1 pseudogene is annotated in these 440 nt (G+C 56.1%); it reads left to right on the top strand.

From position 1 onward, the window contains the following. Positions 1-440: pseudogene (locus tag AAC854_RS23150) on the top strand (phage tail protein); the annotation flags it as partial.

Here is a 440-nt window from a genome sequence, read left to right as displayed (position 1 = left end):
CCTACGGCAAAGGCGAGACGTACAGCAGGGCCGAGACAGACAAACAGGTCAATGATGCCAAAACTGCCGCCGCCAATGCCAACAACAACGCCAATGGGCGTGTCCCCGCTGGCCGCAAGGTTAACGGCAAGCCCCTGTCCGCTGACATTGCACTGAACGCCGCCGATGTCGGGGCCTACGGCAAGGGCGAGACGTACAGCAGAGGGGAAGTCGATAGCCGTGTCAATGATGTCAGGAACGTCGCTAATAATGCCAACAATAACGCCAATGGCCGTCTTGAAAAATCAAAGAATGGTGCGGACATTCCTGATAAAAATGCTTTTATTAATAACCTTGGTTTAACGGAAGCCCGCAACCGGGCGCTGAACGCCGTTCCCCAAGGACGCAAGGTCAACGGCAAGCCGCTGGCCGGGGATGTCCATCTGAACGCTGCGGATGTC

Origin of the sequence: Xenorhabdus entomophaga (genome assembly GCF_037996725.1) — a bacterium.
Classification (GTDB): Bacteria; Pseudomonadota; Gammaproteobacteria; order Enterobacterales; family Enterobacteriaceae; genus Xenorhabdus; species Xenorhabdus khoisanae.
Note: the sequence above shows the minus strand (reverse complement) of the source record. Positions and strands in the feature narration are given on the sequence as shown.